Genomic DNA, 22050 nt, shown 5'->3' on the forward strand with positions numbered 1-22050 from the left:
GGGCATTGGCCTCTTCCAAAGGCAAAAGCTGGAGCGGCGCAATGGCCTATAGCCATCGCGGCGTTGCTGAATGCAGGTATGATATGCCCCCCAATTCGGGGGGTCGAAATCTCAAAGTCCCCCAGAATTGGGGAATTTTAGGGGACGACGAAAGGACGTCAAGTTTACAGATTCATTACTCAACTCAGCAACGCCAATTTGTTCAGGGGCAAACCGCCGTTTGCCCCGACGAGAGGCGTTCATATTGTGATTCATCCCTGTGTTCAGCACCACGGGCACAACCGTTTCCCTAATGGCGGTCTAGAACCCCTCTCACCCAAAATTCCTTCAGCCACTGCTGCAGAATCAGGGTCAGCGGCAGGGCTAGCAGCAGTCCCAAAAAACCAAAAAATATCGCAAACATGATCTGAGCCATCAGCGCCACCGCCGGCAGCGGAACGACCCGCTTTTTCATCACCAGCGGGGTCAGCAGGTTGCTTTCGACCTGCTGAATCCCGATGTAGAGGACAATCACCGCGATCGCTTTCCAGGGGCTCTCCAGCAGGGCGATCGCGGCGGGGGGCAGGGCGCTCAGGAAAGGGCCGAGGTTGGGAATAAAGGCCAGCAGCCCAGCCAGCAGCCCGTTGGTCAACGCCAGGGGAACCCCCAGAATCCAGAGGCCGATCATGCTCAAAAAGGCGATGGTCGTCATATTGAAGAGTATGCCAATCGACCAGTCCGCGATCGCCTCTTCGCAGTTGTCCAGCACTTTGCTAACCTGCTGTCGCCGGGACGAGGGAAACAGCCGGATGAATAGCCCCCGATAGGCACCGGGGTTTGACAGCATCATGACCGTGAGCACCGTCACCAGCAGCAGATTGAGGGCAATGGTCAGGGTGTTGGAAAACCAGGTGAAGAAACGCCCAAAGATCATTTCCCAGTTCATGGCCTGGAGCTGGTTAAGGAGAATGCCCAGATTCTGGAGGTCTTCCAGGGCAAAGCCGGGAATCACATCGCTGAGGTAGATCAGCCAGCCCTGCACGCGATCGATTAGCTGACTGCTCAGTCCCACCAAATCCCGCAGCTGCTCAAAAACCGGTGGCACAATAATGACAACCAGCGCCCCTGCCGTCAGCAGTACCGCGCTGGTCACCAGCAGGACGGCGACGCTGCGGCTGGAAATGCGCTTTTGCAGCCGTCTGACCGCTCGGTTGAGCATAATCACAAACGTGACGGCCGTTAACACCAGCAGCACCACGCTCCGCACTCGCCAGAGAATGTAGAGGCAGACTCCAAAAATCAGCAGACGCAACCACGAACTGGATTTCAACGGGTTCTTTCCTGCTTAAACATCTAACTACAAACCCTGCTGACCAAAAGGTTTCAGGTTGACAGGCTCCTAATCTCTTTGTGCAACTTTGAACCAAACTCGCCATCCATCGCGGGAACCATATTGACCAAAACTGGGCCCAAAATCCGCCTTTCCACAGATGATTTTACCCTCTGGGGAAGGATGGAGAATAGCGGGCTACACCTTTAAATTGATAGACAAAGTCGGCTAACTGCCAGGAGTTTCTATGGACATTTTAAGAATTGTGGCAGCCATTTTCCTGCCCCCGCTGGGAGTTTTTCTGCAGGAGGGAATTGGTCTCCAGTTTTGGATCAATATTTTGCTAACGCTGCTGGGGTACATTCCCGGCATCATTCACGCCGTGTGGATCATCGTACGGCGATAGGCCAAGGGATTTTTGAAGAGTCTTACCTTTTGTAGCCAAAGTGGAGAGCCTTCTAAATCTCCCTAAAACGGCTGCGTTTGCCGCCTCGTCATCTCCCGCTCCACTCCCTCAAGACGCCAAAAAGCCCTGGCCAATGGTCAGGGCTTTGCTGTAGGCTGGCCGGGGCATACCAGAATGTCCTTCCCCGTTCAACCATCGGTAATGCTTTCGATATCAAAGCCCTCAAAGGCGGCTGGCTGTACCTCAGCGGGGGTCACCAAGCTGTAGGCCGAGCGGGTTAAGAACTTGAAGCTGGCCTGGTGTAGGGTCTGCTCGATGGATGCCAGGGGCAGACCCGCCAGCGATCGCTGTGGTAACCCCATCGGATTAGTGGCTAAAGACCGCAGGGGTTCCCCCCTGAGCCATAGTGTAGTGCCCTGATAGCCCAGCCCAAAGGACAGAACCGATGCTCCAGAAAACAGAACCAGTAGGTTGGCAGAATAGAGTTTTTTGAGTAGCAGCTTAATCACTGTTGCCTTTGAGAATTTTTGGAGCATGACTGGGATCTAGATGGGCCGGTGATGCCCTGCGATTACCAACCCCAGTTGGAGTTTGGGCAGGCGTGGCAACCCCTGACCGACGATGCCACGCCCTGGCTGCAGTGGGCCTACACCTGAGAACTGCTGTCGGTCGTCAGTTCAGACCCTTCTTTCATGTTGAGGGGGGCGGCATTGCTGCGCGGCAGTTGAGACGCCGAATTCCCGGCATTGAGTTCAGACCCCTCCTTCATAAACACAGGGGCTTTTTTGTCCAGGTAGGTGCCCAGGAACGTGTTCACCGCAGAGAGGACGACGGGCCCCAGCAGGAATCCCAAAATGCCCGAAACATAGAAGCCGGGGACAGCTAGGGAGGCCAGCCACAGGCAGAGGCCGTTGACCACCAGCGAGAATGCCCCAAAGCTAATGGTGTTAATCGGCAGCGCCAGGGTCTGCAAAAAGGGTTTTACAAAGGCGTTGACGAGTCCCACAGCGGCTGCAGCGATCGCGGCCGCCGTCAGGGTACTAATGGTAACTCCGGGTACAATCAAGTCAACGACCAGTAAACTCAGGGCCGTAGCGAGACCGGACAAAAAAATACTCCACATGGTGGCGAACTCCTACTTTTGGTTACGTAAGCAATGGCCAAGACAATCTAAGGCCACCCCTCCCGCTTGACTTGTCAAAAGGATGGGCAGCTTTGCGATCGTATTGCAGCAGTAAAAACAAAAAAGAATTGAGGGCGCTTGCTTAGACGCTGCCTTTCTTCTGACTGCTACTCCTGGCCTTTATTTGTAACTTCAGAGTAGAGAAAATCCACGGGTCTTTACTTCTATCCAGGGAGTCATTTTCGGGGACAACGGAACAATCTCCCCGGCTTGAACCAGAAACACCCCTTCAGCACCTATGAATCACCGAAAGGTGGAGTTCTGGCCTCCCCCATCTCTGGCTTTGGAGGGATGGTATTAGCTAACAGCAGACTATATAAATCGGATACCTTTTAGATCTGTTTAAATTCAACTTTTTAAGCCACTCGATCCCCGTTTGATCAGTTGAACTCATTGAACTCACTATGGCGCGCTGGGTAACACTGCAAGCTTTCAGGCGGGGTTGGTATCAGTTTTGGCAGGATAGTCGTCGGGTACCGCAGAAGGTTTGGCGACGGTGGGCGGGCACCCTGGCCCTTGGCCTGGGGGTCTGTGCCTTGACCACCCTGGCTCTGACTATAGGGGTTGAAACCTATGCCGATCGGGGTTTACAGGCGTGGGATGCCCGCATGCTGCCCCTGCTGGCCGATCGCCTGCCGCTGAACTTTTCCCGGTCGATCACCTGGGAGTCACCGGGCAACTTGCTCGGCATGCTGCCGGTGGTCGGCGTGTTTGTCGGCATCATGGTGGTGCGATCGCGCCCCCTGCTGGCCGCCACCATGCTGGCCGCCTACGGGCTACAGTTTGCCCTGGTGTGGATTGGCTGGGGCTACTGGAACCGCGATCGCCCCGATCTAATCGCCGATGGAGTAGCGGCTTCGGGACTGCACTCCTTCCCGTCGGGGCACGCGGTGGTGGCGATCACGGTTTACGGGCTGCTGGGCTACCTCTGGGGTCGGGCCTCCCGCAGCTGGGCCGAACGGCTGGTGATCACCCTGCTCACCAGCGGCTGGATTGGCCTGATTATCAGCTCCCGCCTGGAGCTGGGGGCCCACTGGCCCAGCGATGTGATCGTCGGCGTGGGGGTCGGCGTGCTGTGGCTGCTCGCGGTGATTGTGGCCCTAAAACGAGTCGAGGAAGCCCTTTAGGTATAGGCCGTGGTCTATAGACCCATCAGGCAGCAGAGCTTGTAGACGACCCTGGCTCCCACGTTGCCGTCCCACTCGCCGTCGCCCACCTCACAGAGGTCAAAGCCAATAATCTGCCGCCCGCTGCGCACCACCTGGCGGAGCAGACAAAACACCTCCTCCAGCTCCAGCCCACCGGGAACGGGGGTGCCGGTGCTGGGGCAGAGTTTGGGGTCGAGGCCATCGGCATCAAAACTGACGTAGACCTTCTCGGGCAGAGCCGCGACGATCGCCTCGCACTGCTGCATCCAGGGAATGCCCCGGTAAAGGTTCTCCTTTACCACCGAGTCGTAGTGAGTGACAATTCGCCCGGCGGACTGCTCAATCAGCGCCACCTCGTCGTGACACAGGTCGCGAATCCCCACCTGTACCAGTCGGCTGACCTGGGGCAACCCCAGCAGGTTGTACATAATCGAGGCGTGGGAATAGCCAAAGCCCTGGTAAGCCCGGCGCAGGTCGGCGTGGGCGTCGATGTGCAGCACCCCAAAGTCGGTGTGGCGCTCGGCCAGAGCTTGCAGGTAGCCCAGGGGCACGCTGTGGTCGCCGCCAATTACCCCCACCCGTTTGCCCTGGTCGAGGGCCGTGGTCGCCTGGCCGTAGAGCCAGCCGGTCATTTGCTCACAGGCGTGGTTGACCAGGGCCAGGTCTTCCTGCAGGAGCGGTTGACGATCCATGGCCAGGCCCTCCTCGGTCGCCTGAATCACGCGCTGGGCCGCCTCCCGCACCTGCTGGCTGAGGTCGATCAAGTGCTGGGGAAGGGGCGGCATGTAGATGCCCTGTCGCCAGCCCTCGGGATTGTCGCGATCGTACAGGTCCAGCTGCGGCGAGGCCTCCAGTACCCGCTTGGGTCCCTGGGCTGTGCCCGTGTGGTATGACACCGTCACCTCCCAGGGCACCCCAAACACAATAATGCCTGCCGTATCGTAGTCGCAGGGCAGCCCGTAGAGGTTGCCATTGTCGAGGCCGACCCCGCTGGGATCAAAGCTTTGCAGGGGATTCTGGAGGGTGGTCATAGGGTGCGATCGCAACGGGTAAACAGCCAAGCCTGGGCCCGCCGACAGCAGCCCCGATACTGACAATAGCGCGAAGAACTTCGCCTTTGTCCAGCCCCTGAATCCACACCACAAAATGGCTCAGATATGTGCCCCAGGGCAGAGAGGAGCATTTCGAAGCAACACATTCAAAGTATTAAAATAAAGCCTCCATATCTTCCCTGGGCCAGCGCCATTGTTTAGGATTTGGCCAGGTTCATGACCCGTTTGGATTGTTGGCAGTACTGTTCTCTGTCTTTAGGCAGATGCTTGGGCCATTTTGGGAAAGACAGCGTTTGGTTACACCCTACAGCGGGTCATCCACGAAGGATCCCACTCTAACGTCTACGCTGGTTTGGCGCTCCAGGATCAGCGGCCCGTTGTAGTCAAGCTTCTGCGATCGGAGTATCCGTCGCTGGCCGACCTCACGCGCCTCCAGCACGAGTTTAAGATTTTAAGCGGGCTGGACCATCCAGGGATTATCAAGCCGTTGGGTCTAGATACCTATCAGAACCGTCTGGCCCTGGTCTTAGAAGATTTTGGGGGAGTTGCGCTAAACCACTATCTGGGCAGCCAGGAGCTGGATAGTCCAGCGTTTCTCGCCATCGCGATTCAGATCGCGGCGGCCCTGGCGGAGGTACATCGGCAGGCCATCGTCCACAAAGACATTAACCCCCGTAACATCCTGATTCATCCCCAGACCGGGCAGATCAAGCTAATCGACTTTGGCATCGCCTCTCGCCTGTCCCAGGAGAATTCAATCGCCAGTAACCCCGATCTGCTGGAAGGATCCCTGCCCTACCTGTCCCCTGAGCAAACCGGGCGCATGAACCGGACGATCGACTATCGGGCCGATTTCTACGCCCTGGGGGTCACCTTCTACGAAATGCTGACCGGGCAGCTGCCCTTTGCCGGAACCGATCCGCTGGAGCTGGTACACTGCCATATCGCCAAAACCCCCAGCCCCCCCGACCACATCAACCCCGCCATCCCGCCCACCCTGACGGCGCTAGTGATGAAACTGCTGGCCAAAACCGCTGAGGATCGCTATCAGAGCGCATCGGGGCTGCGGGCCGATTTGCTCACCTGCCAGGCCCAGCTGGAGCACACAGGGGCGATCGCCTCCTTTCCCGTGGGCCAGCTCGACTGCTTCAGCCAGTTTCTGATTCCGCAAACCCTCTACGGTCGAGAGCGGGAGGTGGCAACCCTGCTGGCGGCGTTTGAGCAGGTCAGCGCCGGAGCCACTGAACTCATGCTGGTGAGCGGCTACTCCGGCATCGGCAAAACCGCCCTGGTCCATGAGGTTCACAAACCGATCGCACGGCAGCGGGGCTACTTTATTGCCGGTAAGTTTGATCAGCTAAAGCGCAACGTGCCCTACGCCGCCCTGGCCCAGGCCTTTCAGGATCTGATGCGGCAGCTGCTGACCGAGAATAGCGACACCATTGCCCGCTGGAGGGCAATCCTGCTGCAGACCCTGGGCAGCAACGGTCAAATCATCGTCGATGTGATCCCCGAGGTGGAGCGCATTATTGGCCCCCAGCCCGCCGTGGCTCAGCTGGGGCCATCGGAATCCCAAAACCGCTTCAACCGAGTGTTTCAGCAGTTCATTTGGGTCTTTTGCCAGCCCGAACACCCCCTGGTCATTTTTCTAGACGACTTGCAGTGGGCCGACCTGCCTTCCCTCCAGCTGATTGAGCGGCTGGCGACCGATTCAGACACCGCCTACCTGCTGCTGCTGGGGGCCTACCGCGACAACGAAGTCAGCCTGAGCCATCCCCTCCTGCACACCCTGGAGCAGATTCGGGCCGCGGGGGCGGTCGTTCACAACCTGGTGCTGCAGCCGCTAGAGCTACCCCAGGTCAATCAGCTGGTGGCCGACACGCTGCACACCGATGCGGCCCTGGCCCAGCCCCTGGCCCAGCTGGTGGTCAAAAAAACCCAGGGCAACCCGTTCTTCCTCACCCAGCTGCTGAAGTCGCTGTACCAGGACAGACGGCTCTGGTTTGATTTTGACCGGGGTGACTGGCGCTGGGATATCGAGGTTTTGCAGCGCATTGATATGACCGAGAACGTGGTTGAGCTGATGGTGAGTCAGATTCAAAAACTGTCTCCCCGCACTCAGCAGGTGCTAAAACTGGCCGCCTGTATCGGCAGCAAGTTTGCCCTGGACATGCTGGCCATTGTCCACCAGGCCTCCCAGGCTGAAACCGCCGCCGACCTGTGGGAAGCGCTGCGGGCCGAGTTTGTCGTGCCCCTCGATCAGTCGTACAAAATTCCGCTGGCCCTGGGTGCCGCCAGCCCTGATGCCGCCAGCCCTGATGCCGCTAGCCCTGATGCGGGCCCTTCCGCCAACCTGCCCCTCGATGCCGATGGGCCGATCGTCTATCGTTTTTTGCACGACCGGGTGCAGCAGGCGGCTTACTCGCTGATCCCCGAGGCCCAGCGGCGGCAGGTGCATTTCAACATCGGCCAGCTGCTGCTGCAGAGTATTCCAGAGGAGGAGCACGGTGAGCATAGTTTTGCCCTGGTCAACCAGCTCAACTACGGCGTCGGGCTGCTCACCACCGAGGCCGAGATCTATCAGCTGGCGGAGCTCAACCGGCTGGCAGGCCAGCGGGCCAAAGCCGCCGCCGCCTATGACTCGGCCCTGCGCTACCTGAGGGTAGGGCTAGACCTGCTGCCCGCCGACAGCTGGCAGCACCAGTACAACCTCACCCTGGCGCTGCACGAGGCTGCCGCGGAGGCCGCCTACCTGAACGGCGACTTTGACCAGATGGAGACCTGGACAGCCCTGGCCCTGCAAGCGGTGCGATCGCCCGTCCACGCCATGAAGGTCTACGAGGTTAACATCCAGGCCCGCATGGCCCAGGTCAAGCAGCTGGAGGCCGTCCAGATTGGCCTCCAGGCCCTGGAGCAGCTGGGGGTGGCCCTGCCCGCAACCCCCAGCCTGGACGACATTCAGCAGACCCTGGCCCAAACCGCCACCCACCTGGCCGGCAAACTCCCCGAAGACCTGCTGGAGCTGCCCCCGATGCGCGATCCGGAGCAGCTGGCCCTGGTGCGAATGCTGACCAGTCTGGGATCCCCCTGCTACCAGGCCGCCCCCAACCTGTTTCCCCTGGTCATCTGTGAGCAGGTCAACCGGGCGCTCCGCTACGGCAATTCGCCCTTTGCCGCCTACAGCTACGTGTGCTACGGCGTCATTCTCAACGGCATTTTGCAGGAAATTGACCTGGCCTACCGATTTGGCAACCTGGCCCTGCGGGTGTTGGAACAATTCAGTGCGTCAGCGCTGAAAGCCAGCGTCAGCTTTGTAGGGGGAGCCTGCACCATGCACGGCAAGGTACATGTGAGAGAAACCTTGCCCCGGCTCTGGGATGGCTACCAGAGTGGCCTGGAGAACGGCCAGTTTGAATACGGTGGCTACGCGGCGATTCAACACTGCCACCACGCCTATTTAATGGGGCAAGCCCTGCCCCAGCTCAAGGCAGACATAGCCGCCGTCAGCGATACCCTGGCCCAGCTCAAGCAGGATAACGCCCTGGGCTGGAACCAGATTGTGCAGCAGGCGGTGCTGAACCTGGTGGACGCGCCAGAGCAGCCCTACCGCCTGCAGGGGACGGCCTACCAGGAGACAGCGGCACTGCCCCTGCTGTTGGCTGCCAACGATCGCACCGGCCTGCACTACCTCTACCTCAATAAGCTGATCCTCTGCTACCTGTTTGGCCAGTACGCCCAGGCCGTCAGCAACGCCGCCCAGGCCGAACAGTACCTAGATGGGGTGAAGGCCTTCTTAGTGGTGCCGGTCTTTTGCTTCTATGACTCCCTGGCCCACCTGGCCCAGGGGGCTGCTGAGTCGGCCCTTGAGCCGGCGGTGCTCAGCCGGGTGGAGCGCAACCAGGCCCAGCTGAGGCGCTGGGCCGACCACGCGCCGATGAACTTTCTGCACAAGTACGACCTGGTGGAGGCCGAAAAAGCGCGGCGGCTGGGGCAGCCCTGGCGAGCAATGGAGCACTACGATCGCGCTATTGCCGCCGCCCAGGCCCAGGGCTATCTCCAGGAGGAAGCCTTAGCCAACGAGCGGGCCGCCCAGTTCTACCAGGCCCAGGGGCGCGATCGGGTGGCGCAGGTCTACCTGATCGAGGCCTACTACGGCTACCTGCGCTGGGGGGCGATCGCCAAAACCCAGCAGCTAGAACATCGCCATCCCCAGCTGCTGGCCCTGGCCACCCCCGCCCAGGACAGCACCAGTACCCCCGCCCCCACCAGCTCAACCAACGGATTCGGGGGCTTCGATCGCGCCACCGTCCTGAGAGCCTCCCAGGCCCTTTCGGGGGAAATCGTGCTCAGCGACTTGCTGAGCAAGCTGATGCAGCTGGTGCTCGAAAATGCCGGGGCCGAGCAGGGGCTGCTGCTGCTGGAGACCGCCGGTCAGCTGAAAATCGCCGCCTCAGGTCGGGTGGGCGACGAGGGAATCGCCCTGCGCCAGGGGGGCCTAGAGAATGCCCCCACCCTGGCGGCTACCCTGCCCCTGTCGGTGGTCAACTATGTGGCCCAGACCCAAACAGCGCTGGTGTTGGGCGACGCCCACCAGGAAGACCTGGTTGCCAGCGATCCCTATATCCAGTCGCAGCAGCCCAAATCCCTGCTGTGCGCCCCCATTCTGCACCAGGGCAAACTGACTGGGGTGCTCTACCTGGAGAACAACCTCACCACTGGGGCGTTCACCCAGGATCGGCTGGAAGTCCTGCAGCTGCTGGCGGCCCAGGCCGCCATCTCGATTGAGAACGCCCGCCTCTACGGGGAACTGGAGGCGGCCAACCGCACCCTGGAGGCCAAGGTCGTTGCCCGTACCCTGGAGTTGCGGCGAAACAACCTCCACCTGCAGCAGGAAATTCAGGAGCGCCAGCGGGCCGAAGTGGCGGCCACGGTAGCCAGTCGGGCCAAGAGCGAGTTTTTGGCCAATATGAGCCACGAGCTGCGCACGCCGCTCAACGGCATCCTGGGCTACAGCCAGGTGCTCAAGCGGCAGCAGGGCCTCAGCGAGCAGCAGCAAACCGGGCTGAATGTGATTCACCAGTGCGGCAACTACCTGCTAACCCTGATCAACGACGTGCTCGACTTGTCTAAGATTGAAGCGCGCAAAATGGAGCTGCAGATTCACCCCTGTCACCTGCCCCAGCTGCTCGAAAATGGGCTGGAGATCTGCCGCCTGCGCGCCAGCCAAAAACAGCTTGAGCTTATCTACGAGCCGATCTCGTCCCTGCCCCAGTTTGTTGAGGCCGACGAGCAGCGGCTCCAGCAGGTGCTGCTGAATTTGTTGGGCAACGCAATTAAGTTCACCGAGGCCGGATGCGTCACCCTCAGGGTGGGCTATGTCCAGAGCTGGCCCACCGAGCTCCAGGCTGGCGATCGCCAGCTGAGCGAACCAGGACCGACGACGGGTCCCATTCGCTTTCAACCCATTCGCTTTCAAATTGAAGATACGGGCATTGGCATAGCCCCCCCACAGCTGGCGCAGATCTTTGACCCATTTCACCGCGCCCCCGAGCCGGAACGGCGGATTGAGGGCACGGGGCTGGGGCTGGCGATTAGTCGCCAGCTGGTCCAGCTGATGGGCAGTGATATTCAGGTTCAGAGTCGTCTAGGCCAGGGCAGCTGCTTCTGGTTTGACCTGGCCCTGCCGGAGACGGAGGGCCAGCCGCCCCAGAGCCTCCCCCGCCTGGTGGTGGGCTATCGGGGCGATCGGCGCACAGTGCTGGTGGTCGATGACAAAGACTACAACCGGGCGGTACTGAGCAATTTTCTGGTGCCCCTGGGCTTTGAGGTACTGGAGGCCGCCGACGGGATGGCCGGGCTAGAGCAGGCCCGACAATATCGGCCCGATGTGGTGCTGGTCGATCTGGTGATGCCGCTGATGGACGGGTTTGAAATGACCCGCCAGCTGCGCCACAGCCCCGACCTGGAGGCGGTGATCGTGATCGCCATTTCCGCCAGCGTCCTGGAGCTCGACCAGCGCCTCAGCCAGGCCGCCCGCTGCGACGACTTTCTGCCAAAGCCGGTGCACGAACCCGCCCTGCTGCACAAACTTCAAACCCACCTGGGGCTGGAGTGGGTGTATGACTCCGAACCTGCGGAGCAGGGGCCCAATCGACCTCCTGGCTCGGCGGGGGCAGCGCCTGCGGAGTCAGCCCCTGACCTACCTGCGATCGCCGTTCCCCCGGCCTCCGAACTCAGCGCCCTGCTCGAACTGGCCCTGCGGGGCGACCTCAAAGGGGTTGCGGCCCATGCCCAGCGGCTGGAGGCGCAGGCTCCCCATTGGGCTCCCTTTGCCGTGCCGCTGAGGCAGCTGGCCATAGGCTATAAGGGAAGACAGGCGATCGCCTGGATCAGACGTTATCAAACACCGCCATGAGCGAGGAAAGAGCCCAAACCGGCACCATTCTAGTCGTAGACGACACCCCCACCAATCTGGAGGTGTTGTTCGATTTTTTGAGCAATGCCGGGTTTAAGGTGTTGTTTGCCGAAGACGGTGAAAGCGCCCTGGAAATCGCCCAGTACGCCCATCCCAACCTGATTCTGCTGGACATTCTAATGCCGGGGCTGGACGGGTTTGAGACCTGTCGTCGGCTCAAGGCCAGCGAGGCCACCGCCGCCATTCCAGTGATCTTTCTGACCGCGCTGGTGGATACGCCAGACAAGGTGAAGGGGTTTGCCCTGGGGGCGGTGGACTTTATCACTAAGCCATTGCAGTATGAGGAGGTGTTGGCCCGGGTCCAAACCCACCTGCGGCTGCAGGCCCTAACCCAGCAGCTGCAGGCCCAGAATACCCGGCTGGAGCAGGAGGTGCACGAGCGCAAGCAGGCCGAAGCCGCTCTGCGGCAGCAAAATCAGCGATCGCAGCTGTTTGCCAATGTCATCCTCAAAATTCGCCAATCGCTGCAGATCGACACCATTTTGCAAACCTCAGTGACCGAGGTTCAAACCATTCTTCAGGCCGACCGGGTGCTGATCTACCGCCTCTGGCCCGACGGTACCGGCAGCGGCGTGGCCGAAGCGGTGCAGCCCGGCTTGCCCCAGGTGATGGGAGCGGTCTTTCCCCAGGAGGTATTCCCCGAGGAGTCAAAGCTGCTGTACCAGCACGGTCGCATTCGCACCCTGGACGATGTCAACCAGGATAAGGACATTGCGCCCTGTCTGGTCGATTTTTTGGAGCAGTTTCAGGTCCAGGCCAAGCTCGTGGTGCCCATCATCACCCAGGAGGACCTGTGGGGACTGTTGATCGCCCACCAGTGTTCTGCCCCTCGCCATTGGACAAGCTTTGAAACCGAATTGCTGCAGCAGCTGGCCAACCAGATTGCGATCGCCCTCACCCAGGCCCAGTTCCTACAGCAGGAAGTGCTCCAGCGCCAGGAACTGGCCCGTTCCAATGCTGAACTGCAAAAATTTGCCTACGTCGCCTCCCACGACCTGCAGGAGCCGCTGCGGATGGTGACCAGCTACCTGCAGCTCCTGGAACGCCGCTACAAGGGGCAGCTCGATCCCGATGCCGACGAATTCATCCACTTCGCTGTCGACGGTGCCCTGCGGATGCGAACCCTGATCAACGACCTGCTCACCTATTCCCGCGTGGGAACCCAGGGCCGGACCCTGAAGTTGACCAACAGTACCGAGGCGGTTGAGCAAGCGATCGCCAATCTCAAACTGACGATTGAAGAGAGCGGAGCCAGCGTCGTCTATGACGGTTTGCCCTCCATCCGTGCCGACCCCACCCAGCTCACCCAGCTCTTTCAAAACCTGATTGGCAATGGGATCAAGTTTCGCAGCGCGGCTCCCCCCCACATTGAGATCAAAGCCAGCCAACAGGGGGAGGTATGGCTGTTTGCCGTCCAGGATAATGGCATTGGTCTTGACCCCCAATATGCTGATCAAATTTTCGTGATCTTTCAACGGCTAAACAATCGAATCAACTATCCAGGGACAGGGATAGGACTGGCGGTGTGCAAAAAAATTGTTGAGCGACACGGTGGTAAAATATGGGTGCAGTCCAAACCCAATCAGGGATCGACTTTTTACTTCACGATTCCACCGGAGGGCGTCGGCTAATGGTGATGAGTAAGCCCGTTGTCGAGTCCTTAAACCCAATCGAAATTCTGCTGGTCGAAGATAATCCTGGCGACATCCGGCTGACCCAGGAAGTGCTTCGGGAAGGCCAAATTGACAATCACTTGAATGTGGTAGACGACGGCGAAAAGGCGATCGCCTTTTTAACCCGCATCGCCCCCTACACCCACGCCCCCAACCCCCACTTAATCCTGCTGGATCTCAACCTCCCCCGCCGCAGCGGTCTCGATGTGCTCAGAATAATTAAGACCAGTGAGCGGCTCAGGCACATTCCGGTCGTGGTCTTTACCAGCTCCCTGGCGGAGGAAGACATCATGAGCGCCTACAGCCTCCACGCCAACTGCTACATTGCCAAACCCATCGATCTGGAGCAGTTCACCAAAAGCATCAAATCCATCGAAGATTTCTGGCTATCTATGGTGGAATTACCCCTGGAGTAAGCCATGGATTTCCAAGCCCCCATCCGCGTGCTGCTGATTGAAGACAATCCCGGCGATCGCCGTTTGCTGCAAGAACTGCTGCGGGAGGTGGGATCGGTACAGATTGAGTTGGGCTACGCTGACAGCCTGAGCCAGGGAATTCAGTATCTCAAACAGGGTACTTTCGACCTTGTCCTGCTCGATCTGTTTCTGCCCGACAGCCAGGGGCTGGCCACCTTTGCCCAGCTGCAGCAGCAGGAACGCAGCATCCCCATCGTAGTGACCACCGGCTTAAACGACGAAACCCTGCCGCTCAAAGCCGTTCAGGCGGGAGCCCAGGACTACCTGGTCAAGGGGCAAATCACCGGCGAACTGCTGGTGCGCTCCATTCGCTACGCAATCGAACGCAAGCGGACGGAGCAAAAAATTCGCGAGCAGGCGGCGCTGCTCGACATTGCCACCGATGCCATTCTGGTGCGCGATTTGCAAAACCACATCCTCTTCTGGAATAAGGGGGCGGAGCGGCTGTACGGCTGGACCCAGACAGAAGTCCTGGGCCAGCAAGCCTTTGAGCTGCTCTACCACAATTCGACCGCCCAAACTGAAGCAGCACAGCAGCAGCTGTTGCTGGAAGGGGAATGGCAGGGAGAGCTAAATCAAGTGACAAAAGCCGGGCAAAACATCACCGTAGAAAGTCGCTGGACCTTGGTGCGTGACGACGAAGAACAACCCCAATCTATTCTCGTAGTCAGTACCGATATTACCGACAAAAAACAGCTTGAGGCCCAGTTTTTTCGGGCTCAACGATTGGAGAGTATTGGCACCCTGGCCAGCGGCATTGCCCATGATCTCAACAATATTTTGACGCCGGTTTTGACGACGGCCCAGCTCCTGCAGATGAAGGCAGACAATCTCGACGATCGCAGTCTGCACATGCTCCAGGTACTTGAAACAAATGCCCGACGAGGGGCCGAAATTATCAAACAGGTGCTGTCTTTTGCTCGGGGAGTTGAAGGTAACGATACCATTTTGCAAGCGAGTCACCTGATTCGAGAAATTCAGCAGATCATTCGCGAAACCTTTCCTAAATCAATCGAGCTAGAGGTCGATATTCCCAAGGATCTCTGGACCATCACCGGAAATCCAACCCAAATTCACCAGGTGTTGATGAACCTGTGCGTCAACGCCCGCGACGCCATGCCCGAGGGCGGCACCCTGACGATCACGGCTGAAAACCTCACCCTAGATGAAACCTATATCCGCACTAACCTAGACGCCAGAGTCGGAAAATACATTGCCATTGCCGTTACCGATAGCGGCTGCGGCATTGCACCTGAGTTAATCGATCGCATTTTTGAACCCTTTTTCACCAGTAAAGAAGTTGGCAGCGGCACCGGCTTGGGGCTGTCCACCGCCCTGGGCATTATTAAAAGCCATCGTGGGTTTATGACCGTGTCCAGTACCCTGGGCCAGGGGACTCAGTTCAAGCTCTTTTTGCCCGCGGCGATCGCCACCAAAGACTCAAATCTCAGCGATTCAGAAACCCTGGCGGGCAACCAGGAGTTGATTTTGGTGGTTGACGATGAGGCTCCCATTCGAGAGGTGACCCGGGCATCTCTCGAAGCCTACAACTACCGTGTCCTGACCGCCGCCGATGGGGTAGACGCGATCGCCCTCTACACCCAACACCAAAACGATATCGGCCTGGTCATCATGGACATGATGATGCCTGCCCTGGACGGAGTGACCACCTTTCGTATTTTGCAAAAGCTCAATCCCCATGTGCGAGGCATTGTGGTCAGCGGTCTCCCGTACCACAACCCCACCCTGTCCTGGATGAAATCCCTTGAGGTGCAGCGGTTTTTGCCCAAGCCTTACACGGTTGAAGAGTTAATCCAAGTCGTGCACGAGGCCCTGGTTGCCCCCTGACCTCCGCCATCGAGCCCTTTTGCCCTGCCCGTCACCGCTCCTTAGCCTGGCACCGTCAAGGCCCGCCCATTATCCCCGGGCTGAATGCTGAGAATATAGGGCACCGCGGCCTTGACCCAGACGGCGATCGGGGTATAGGCCGCCGCATCGTCACCGTAGCAAGTTTCCAGCATGGCGGTGTGAATAATGCCGGGGTTGAGGGCTACCGCCGCCATCCCAGCAGGCAGGTCCTGGGCGAGGGCCTGAGTCAGTCCCTCAACGCCCCACTTGGTAGCACAGTAGGGGGCAACTCCAGGGGAAGTCGATCGTCCCCAGCCCGAGCTGAAGTTGACAAAAATACCCGATCGCCGCTCAACCATAGGCGGGGCAAAGTGGCGAATCACATTACAGACACCGCTGAGGTTGACGGCAATCACAGCGTCGCACTCGTCAACGGGCACGCTCCAGAGGGGCGCGGGGCGGTTCACCAGCCCGGCATTATTAATCACCAGGTCGGGCAGCCCATTAGCGTCCATGGCGGCTTCAGCCCAGGCCTGTACTGCTGTGTCGTCACACACATCGACAGCGGTAAACTGGTGCGGGGCAGGGTAATGAGTCGCCAGGTCCGCTACCGCCTTGGAGCGGCGGGCGCAGCCCGACACCCGGTGCCCCTCGGCCACAAAGCCCTCAACCATAGCCCGGCCCAGGCCCTGGCTCACCCCAGTAATGACAATGTGTTTGCCCATAGTGTGAAATTCAGTGCGGAAAAATCAACTGCGCGGTGGAGGGCGCCAGCTAACTTGGGCCATCCCCCCTGACCGACCACTGGCCACTATCCCCTCACCTGTCTCCGGCAACCTGAGCATGCCCTAATCTGGCTGAGAGCGCAAGGGACTGGGTTCACCGCTGTGGCAGGATGGGGTCAGCAGTTGATCGAGTCAGGGCAGAATGCGATGAAAGAGCCATCGGCAACCGAGCCACCCGCAACCGAACCGTCAGCCACAAAATCATCACACCGCTGGTTCGCCAGTCTGCGACGCCTGCCCCTGGGGCTGGTGCTCTGTGTTGCCCTGCTAGGGGTGTGGGCGTTGAGTCTGCCTGGCCCCAGCCATGTCGTTTGCGATCGCGCCGCCTCCGGGCAGGTCTACTGCCAGGCCAGCCACCCGCAGCCCTGGGGTTGGCTGGCCCGCCCACAGCCGCTTACCCTACAAGATATTGCCATCAGCTCAGAGCTGTGCGACAAAACGCCGCGCGGCGGGGTGCGTTTCTGTCACCGCCTGACGCTGCTGGGCTCCAATCGGCAGATTGTCCTCCCCGAGGTGCGATCGCCCCTCTCAGCCGCAGCCCTTGGGGATCGACTGCATGGCTTCATGGCCGGCGAGGGCAGCCCTCAGTTGAGTTGGTCGGGCGATCGCTCAGCATTGCCCTGGCGAACCCCAACTATCGCTCTGCTGCTGACGGTGGGCACCTGGGCCCTATGGGATGTGCGCTGGCCGCCGGTACCGACCTCACCCCTGGCCCTGGACGGGGCCACCGATTCCCTCCGCTCCAGCAACAATACAAAAGATTAACGGCTCCCCCACTGTCCGCCTCGAAATCATCGGCTAGAGCAACATCTAAGCTAATCGTCAAGCCCCAATCGGGCAAAACATTACAAAACAAAATTTTAGGGCCGAGTTTTCCCAGGGTTTTCCCCAACCTCCCCAAGGTTTTCCCCAGCTTTTCCCCAACTTCTTACAGCAGTCTGAGGATGTAGCGGCACCTGGGGGAAACGCGACATCTGAGGCCAGCGCTTGCCCAATTCGCCGCGATCGGCCTCTGCCCGCCTGGGCGATCGGCAGAACCCTTATCCTGTCGTGGGAACCACAACTGCTTAGCTCAAACCTATCGGTAAAGCAAGATTGACAGCATCCGGAGAGTTCGGCAGAATGATGCGACTGGCAAAGCGAAGCCCTGTGACCTAGGTCCCCAAAACCTGGCGATAAAACTAATCGTGGGTTACCTGTTTCAGACTTTGGCAAAACCGCAGTAGGTACTAGGGCGTGTTTTAAAGCTTGGTCAAAGCCTGATTTTCTCCTACGAGGGATCAAGGTTTTCTAAGGGTTTTAAAACATAGCCTAGCTTTGCCGTGGGCGTTGGTCGGCCCTAGCGTTCTCCCTGGTTGTTTTAAGCAGATACCGTCATTGCCGTGGGAGGGGTTAACTGAGCCCATCACAAGTTTGCTGCCAGTACAGCAGTGCTTGCCCTGGGCAATTCAAAACAACTGGAACCCTCTGTACACCCAACTTCCGGTCGTGCCATTTCCAATTACACCCTCCTTTATCGTTCACCAGCTTGCGTTTCTCTCGAAAAAGGCAGCACCCCATGACCCTGAATTCGACCCAAACCACCGTTAGCCTAATGGCCGAAGTGCCCGAGGAACTGTACGAGGCCTTGCAGGTTTATCTTGACGGCAACCCAGCCTGGAACCAGCACCGGGTCTTCTGCGCCGCCCTGTCGCTGTTTCTAATGCAGGATAGCAACTGCGATCGCGATGTCAACCGCATCTACCTAGACGCCCTCTTTGACTACGTCCCCTAAGGCGTTAACTATACGAATACAAAAAGGCGTCCAACCTCATACGGTTGGACGCCTTTTCAAAAGGGGACCTGGCATCGAGCTATTTTGACAAGGGGCAACCCCCTCACTATCTTCGCCGCAGCTGCGTTTCACGTCTGAGTTCGGGATGGGTCAGAGTGGGACCACAGCGCCACACACCGCCCAGGCCGATCAGGGGCGCAGCGGCGATCGTGAGGACCTCACCGATATTGCTGCCCAGGATGTATTTAATGAAGCGGCGAATATTGTCGTAGACGACTCGCCCCTCCTCGGTAGCCGCAACGATGGTGGCAAAGTTGTCGTCCAGCAGCACCATATCGCTGGCTTCTTTGCTAACGTCGGTGCCGGTGATGCCCATGGCAATGCCGATGTCGGCCTGCTTCAGGGCGGGGGCATCGTTGACGCCGTCGCCCGTCATGGCGACAAATTCCCCCTGGCTTTGCAGCGCCTGCACGATGCGAAGCTTGTGCTCAGGGGCGACCCGGGCATAGACATTCACCTGAGGTACGGTGCGCTCTAGGGCTTCTGTAGTATCGTAAGGCTGAAGGCCTTCAAGATCTGCCCTATTAATCAACAAACTGAAAAGCAAAACTGCGCCATATCGTGATGATGTGGCGCTGTTTCAAAAGAGGACCTGGCATCGAGCTATTTTGACAAGGGGCAACCCCCTCACTATCTTCGCCGCAGCTGCGTTTCACGTCTGAGTTCGGGATGGGTCAGAGTGGGACCACAGCGCCAAAGACACCAGGAAAGCGTTAATTGCTTCAATATTGTGTTGTTTAAGTTCCTTGAAGAACTGAATGTGAGAGAAATGGGGCTGTGCACACAGCCATGCTTGATTCGTTGAGTGAATCTGTGATGAGGTCAAGCCCTCGGTCTGTTAGTACGCCTCGACTACATCCATTGCTGGACTTCCATCTAGCGCCTATTAACGGGTGGTCTACCCGTGACCTTACTGGCTTATGCCATGGGAACACTCATCTTGAGGTGGGCTTCCCACTTAGATGCTTTCAGCGGTTATCCTCTCCGCACTTGGCTACCCTGCGTTTACCGTTGGCACGATAACAGGTACACCAGCGGTGCGTTCTTCCCGGTCCTCTCGTACTAAGGAAGACTCCTCTCAATGTTCCTACGCCTGCACCGGATATGGACCGAACTGTCTCACGACGTTCTGAACCCAGCTCACGTACCGCTTTAATGGGCGAACAGCCCAACCCTTGGGACCGACTACAGCCCCAGGTTGCGATGAGCCGACATCGAGGTGCCAAACCTCCCCGTCGATGTGAACTCTTGGGGGAGATCAGCCTGTTATCCCTAGAGTAACTTTTATCCGTTGAGCGACGGCCCTTCCACGCGGAACCGTCGGATCACTAAGGCCTACTTTCGTACCTGCTCGACTTGTCAGTCTCGCAGTCAAGCTCCCTTATGCCTTTACACTCAATGGCTGATTTCCAACCAGCCTGAGGGAACCTTTGCGCGCCTCCGTTACCATTTAGGAGGCGACCGCCCCAGTCAAACTGCCCACCTGATACTGTCCCCTGCCCGGATAACGGGTCAAGGTTAGAATTCTAGCCTTAATAGAGTGGTATCTCACCAGTGACTCCATCATCCCCACAAGGACGACTTCATAGTCTCCCACCTATCCTGCGCAATTAAAGCCCGAACCCAATACCAAGCTACAGTAAAGCTTCATAGGGTCTTTCTGTCCGGGTGCAGGTAGTCCGTATCTTCACAGACATTCCTATTTCGCCGAGCCTCTCTCCGAGACAGCTCCCAGATCGTTACGCCTTTCGTGCGGGTCGGAACTTACCCGACAAGGAATTTCGCTACCTTAGGACCGTTATAGTTACGGCCGCCGTTCACCGGGGCTTCAGTCGCTAGCTTCAGGTTCGAAAACCCTGACCAACTTCCTTAACCTTCCGGCACTGGGCAGGCGTCAGCCCCCATACATCGTCTTGCGACTTAGCGGAGACCTGTGTTTTTGGTAAACAGTCGCCTGGGACTCTTCACTGCGACCACCTCTCGGTGGCACCCCTTCTCCCGAAGTTACGGGGCCATTTTGCCGAGTTCCTTAGAGAGAGTTATCTCGCGCCCCTCGGTATACTCTACCTTCCCACCTGTGTCGGTTTAGGGTACGGGCTCATTTGAATTAACGTGGTTCGGGCTTTTCTTGGAAGCCTGACGTCAGACACTTCCCCGTCGTAACGGGTCGTACTCGTGCCTCAGCTCAAGACGTTTTCGCCGTCTCTCAGCACCTCGGACACTTAAACCGGTAACCATCATCCGGCTGTCTTAGCCTTCTCCGTCCCCCGCCACAATCCAAATCAGGTACGGAAATATTAATCCGTTGTCCATCGACTACGCCTTTCGGCCTCGCCTTAGGTCCCGACTAACCCTCCGCGGACGAGCCTTCCGGAGGAACCCTTGGGATTTCGGGGTGTAGGATTCTCACCTACATTTTCGCTACTCAAGCCGACATTCTCACTTCTGTACAATCCACGCCTGCTCTCGCTAACGCTTCAACTCGTACAGAACGCTCCTCTACCACTTGCGTAAACGCAAGTCCACAGCTTCGGTAGGATGCTTAGCCCCGTTCATTTTCGGCGCAGGATCGCTTGACCAGTGAGCTATTACGCACTCTTTTAAGGATGGCTGCTTCTAGGCAAACCTCCTGGTTGTCTCTGCAATCCCACCTCCTTTATCACTTAGCATCCATTTGGGGACCTTAGCTGGTGGTCTGGGCTGTTTCCCTTTCGACGATGAAGCTTATCCCCCACCGTCTGACTGGCATCGTGTGCTACGGGTATTCTGAGTTTGACTCGATTTGGTACCGCTCTCGCAGCCCGCACCGAATCAGTGCTTTACCCCCCGTATATAATCGATACCGCTGTGCCTCAACACATTTCGAGGAGAACCAGCTAGCTCCGGGTTCGATTGGCATTTCACCCCTAACCACAGCTCATCCGCTGGCTTTTCAACGCCAGTCGGTTCGGACCTCCACTTGGTATCACCCAAGCTTCATCCTGGCCATGGTTAGATCACCCGGGTTCGGGTCTATAAAATCTGACTATCGCCCTATTCAGACTCGCTTTCGCTTTGGCTTCAGCATTTCCGCTTTAACCTGCCAGACCCTATAAGTCGCCGGCTCATTCTTCAACAGGCACGCTATCACCCGTTTAATCGGGCTCTAACTGCTTGTAGGCTCACGGTTTCATGTTCTATTTCACTCCCCTCCCGGGGTTCTTTTCACCTTTCCCTCGCGGTACTGGTTCACTATCGGTCACGCAGGAGTATTTAGCCTTACGAGGTGGTCCTCGCGGATTCAATCGGGATTTCTCGTGCCCCGACCTACTCGGGATTCAGCTAGTATCGTTAAGTTTTCGACTACAGGACTTTCACCTTCTCTGGTGCATCATTCCAATGCTTCGTCTAACCGCTCGAGTCCATATCGCTGTCCCACAACCCCAGTGGTAAAAACCACTGGTTTAGGCTCTTCCCAGTTCGCTCGCCGCTACTACGGGAATCGAGTTTTCTTTCTCTTCCTACAGCTACTAAGATGTTTCAGTTCGCTGCGTTCGCTCGCGCCACCCTATGGATTCAGGTGGCCGTATACAGGGTTGCCCCATTCGGAAATCTTCGGATCAATGCTTGCTTCCAGCTCCCCGAAGCGTATCGTCGGTAACCACGTCCTTCTTCGCCTCTGCGTGCCTAGGTATCCACCGTGAGCCCGTTGTAGCTTGACCTTCCTTTCATTGGTGTTACCCAACAAAATTCACTCTTCTCTCAACGAACTTTGAATGTTCTGTGTGTACTACCTTACACTTCTCTCACTATTCAGTTGTCAAGGTTCTTAGCCGGGCTCTCACCCAGCAGACTATGTATCCTCTTGATAATTCAAGAAAC

General features: G+C 58.2%; 14 protein-coding genes, 3 rRNA genes and 1 pseudogene. 9 read left to right on the forward strand and 9 right to left on the reverse strand.

All coding sequences use genetic code 11. The annotated features are described in order from the left end of the window. Window positions 1-289 precede the first annotated feature (289 nt). A complete protein-coding gene (locus NF78_RS25100) occupies window positions 290-1309 on the reverse strand; it encodes an AI-2E family transporter (protein WP_035992706.1) in 1020 nt (339 codons plus the stop codon). A gap of 247 nt (window positions 1310-1556) precedes the next feature. On the opposite strand from NF78_RS25100, the gene NF78_RS30070 reads away from it, so the two are divergent. After that, window positions 1557-1715 carry a YqaE/Pmp3 family membrane protein gene (locus tag NF78_RS30070; protein ID WP_035992709.1) on the forward strand — a complete coding sequence of 53 codons (159 nt, stop codon included), beginning with the start codon at window positions 1557-1559 and terminating at the stop codon, window positions 1713-1715. A 188-nt stretch (window positions 1716-1903) separates the two neighbouring features. Here the strand turns inward: NF78_RS30070 and NF78_RS31580 are convergent, their stop codons facing one another. Further along, window positions 1904-2077 (reverse strand): hypothetical protein, encoded by a 174-nt coding sequence (locus NF78_RS31580; protein ID WP_156119964.1) that lies wholly within the window; start codon window positions 2075-2077, stop codon window positions 1904-1906. Window positions 2078-2242: 165 nt separating this feature from the next. Between NF78_RS31580 and NF78_RS33135 the strand changes: the two genes are divergently transcribed. After that, entirely contained in the window at window positions 2243-2371 is a 129-nt protein-coding gene (locus NF78_RS33135; protein WP_263970694.1) for a hypothetical protein, read from the forward strand. Here NF78_RS33135 and NF78_RS25115 read toward each other — a convergent pair. Further along, window positions 2362-2838 carry a phage holin family protein gene (locus NF78_RS25115; protein ID WP_035992714.1) on the reverse strand — a complete coding sequence of 159 codons (477 nt, stop codon included), beginning with the start codon at window positions 2836-2838 and terminating at the stop codon, window positions 2362-2364. The two genes, NF78_RS33135 and NF78_RS25115, sit on opposite strands and share 10 nt — an antisense overlap. Before the next feature lie 464 nt (window positions 2839-3302). Between NF78_RS25115 and NF78_RS25120 the strand changes: the two genes are divergently transcribed. Further along, window positions 3303-4025, forward strand: a complete 723-nt coding sequence (locus NF78_RS25120) for a phosphatase PAP2 family protein (RefSeq protein ID WP_081972927.1) — start codon at window positions 3303-3305, stop codon at window positions 4023-4025. Between the two features lie 14 nt (window positions 4026-4039). Here the strand turns inward: NF78_RS25120 and NF78_RS25125 are convergent, their stop codons facing one another. Then, window positions 4040-5077, reverse strand: a complete 1038-nt coding sequence (locus tag NF78_RS25125; RefSeq protein WP_035992717.1) for an agmatinase family protein — start codon at window positions 5075-5077, stop codon at window positions 4040-4042. A 298-nt stretch (window positions 5078-5375) separates the two neighbouring features. Here NF78_RS25125 and NF78_RS25130 point away from each other — a divergent pair, with 298 nt between their 5' ends. Genes NF78_RS25130 through NF78_RS25145 form a run of 4 tightly spaced genes read left to right on the forward strand, consistent with a single transcriptional unit; the run spans window position 5376 to window position 15570 of the window. Then, on the forward strand, window positions 5376-11513 hold the full coding sequence (locus NF78_RS25130; protein ID WP_035992721.1) for a hybrid sensor histidine kinase/response regulator: 6138 nt from the start codon (window positions 5376-5378) through the stop codon (window positions 11511-11513). Beyond that, window positions 11510-13204 (forward strand): ATP-binding protein, encoded by a 1695-nt coding sequence (locus NF78_RS25135; RefSeq protein WP_035992723.1) that lies wholly within the window; start codon window positions 11510-11512, stop codon window positions 13202-13204. The genes NF78_RS25130 and NF78_RS25135 overlap by 4 nt, the downstream gene beginning before the upstream one ends. 5 nt (window positions 13205-13209) lie before the next feature. Continuing rightward, entirely contained in the window at window positions 13210-13662 is a 453-nt protein-coding gene (locus tag NF78_RS25140) for a response regulator (protein ID WP_035994072.1), read from the forward strand. Between the two features lie 3 nt (window positions 13663-13665). Next, window positions 13666-15570, forward strand: a complete 1905-nt coding sequence (locus NF78_RS25145) for a response regulator (RefSeq protein WP_035992725.1) — start codon at window positions 13666-13668, stop codon at window positions 15568-15570. A 41-nt stretch (window positions 15571-15611) separates the two neighbouring features. Here the strand turns inward: NF78_RS25145 and NF78_RS25150 are convergent, their stop codons facing one another. Continuing rightward, a complete protein-coding gene (locus NF78_RS25150; RefSeq protein WP_035992728.1) occupies window positions 15612-16295 on the reverse strand; it encodes an SDR family oxidoreductase in 684 nt (227 codons plus the stop codon). A 207-nt stretch (window positions 16296-16502) separates the two neighbouring features. On the opposite strand from NF78_RS25150, the gene NF78_RS25155 reads away from it, so the two are divergent. Continuing rightward, a complete protein-coding gene (locus tag NF78_RS25155; RefSeq protein ID WP_035992731.1) occupies window positions 16503-17120 on the forward strand; it encodes a hypothetical protein in 618 nt (205 codons plus the stop codon). A gap of 793 nt (window positions 17121-17913) precedes the next feature. Further along, complete coding sequence (locus tag NF78_RS25160; protein WP_035992733.1) at window positions 17914-18129, forward strand: DUF2811 domain-containing protein; 216 nt, start codon at window positions 17914-17916, stop codon at window positions 18127-18129. Window positions 18130-18195: 66 nt separating this feature from the next. On the opposite strand, the gene rrf (NF78_RS25165) is transcribed toward NF78_RS25160, so the two are convergent. The 4 genes and pseudogenes from rrf (NF78_RS25165) to NF78_RS25180 form a co-directional block, all read right to left on the reverse strand. Next, window positions 18196-18313: ribosomal RNA gene (gene rrf / locus NF78_RS25165) — 5S ribosomal RNA — on the reverse strand. Further along, window positions 18311-18673, reverse strand: a pseudogene (locus tag NF78_RS30075) (HAD-IC family P-type ATPase); the annotation flags it as partial. The pseudogene NF78_RS30075 and the gene rrf (NF78_RS25165), both read right to left, overlap by 3 nt. Before the next feature lie 106 nt (window positions 18674-18779). Next, a 5S ribosomal RNA gene (rrf, locus tag NF78_RS25175) occupies window positions 18780-18896 on the reverse strand. Window positions 18897-19007: 111 nt separating this feature from the next. Further along, window positions 19008-21890 (reverse strand): 23S ribosomal RNA (locus tag NF78_RS25180). Window positions 21891-22050 lie beyond the last annotated feature (160 nt).

The organism is Leptolyngbya sp. KIOST-1, from assembly GCF_000763385.1.
Taxonomy (GTDB): Bacteria; Cyanobacteriota; Cyanobacteriia; order Phormidesmidales; family Phormidesmidaceae; genus Nodosilinea.